1 protein-coding gene is annotated in these 886 nt (G+C 54.4%); it reads right to left on the bottom strand.

Annotation, left to right across the window (positions count from 1 at the left end; genetic code table 11):
* The coding region (locus ACJHXB_RS24745; RefSeq protein ID WP_410233556.1) for a terminase gpA endonuclease subunit at window positions 1-886 on the bottom strand (886 nt) is incomplete at both ends.

Below are 886 nucleotides of genomic sequence, written 5' to 3'. Positions count from 1 at the left end.
CCTTTAATGGGGATCACCCGGAACAGCCCATGTTTTTTCGAGCGTTCATACACAATGGTCGGGTCAATCCCGCCAGTATCCCAGCAGATACGGGATATCGACATTTCTGCACCATTCCGGCGGGTATAGGTTTTATTGATGGCCTCATCCACACGCAGCAGCGTCTGTTCATCGTCGTGGCGGCCCATAATAATCTGCCGGTCAATCAGCCAGCTTTCCTCACCCGGCCCCCATCCCCATACGCGCATTTCGTAGCGGTCCAGCTGGGAGTCGATACCGGCGGTCAGGTAAGCCACACGGTCAGGAACGGGCGCTGAATAATGCTCTTTCCGCTCTGCCATCACTTCAGCATCCGGACGTTCGCCAATTTTCGCCTCCCACGTCTCACCGAGCGTGGTGTTTACGAAGGTTTTACGTTTTCCCGTATCCCCTTTCGTTTTCATCCAGTCTTTGACAATCTGCACCCAGGTGGTGAACGGGCTGTACGCTGTCCAGATGTGAAAGGTCACACTGTCAGGTGGCTCAATCTCTTCACCGGATGACGAAAACCAGAGAATGCCATCACGGGTCCAGATCCCGGTCTTTTCGCAGATATAACGGGCATCAGTAAAGTCCAGCTCCTGCTGGCGGATGACGCAGGCATTATGCTCGCAGAGATAAAACACGCTGGAGGGGTCATCCGGCGTCCATTTGAGGCCAAACGGCGTCTCTTTGTCGCCAAATTTAAGATACTGCTCCTCCCCGCAATGCGGGCAGGCAACATGAAAACGCATAAAATGCGGGGATTCACTGGCTGCACGCTCAATCTGACAGGTGCCTCTCACTTTTGGCGTGGAGCCACGGATGGACTTTGGCCAGACCGAGCCTTCAATACGCTTGTCACCCA

This window comes from Escherichia sp. WS3227_2 (genome assembly GCF_046486495.1).
Classification (GTDB): Bacteria; Pseudomonadota; Gammaproteobacteria; order Enterobacterales; family Enterobacteriaceae; genus Escherichia; species Escherichia coli.
The sequence above is the reverse complement of the archived record's forward strand: the minus strand, read 5'-3'. Positions and strand labels throughout refer to the sequence as shown.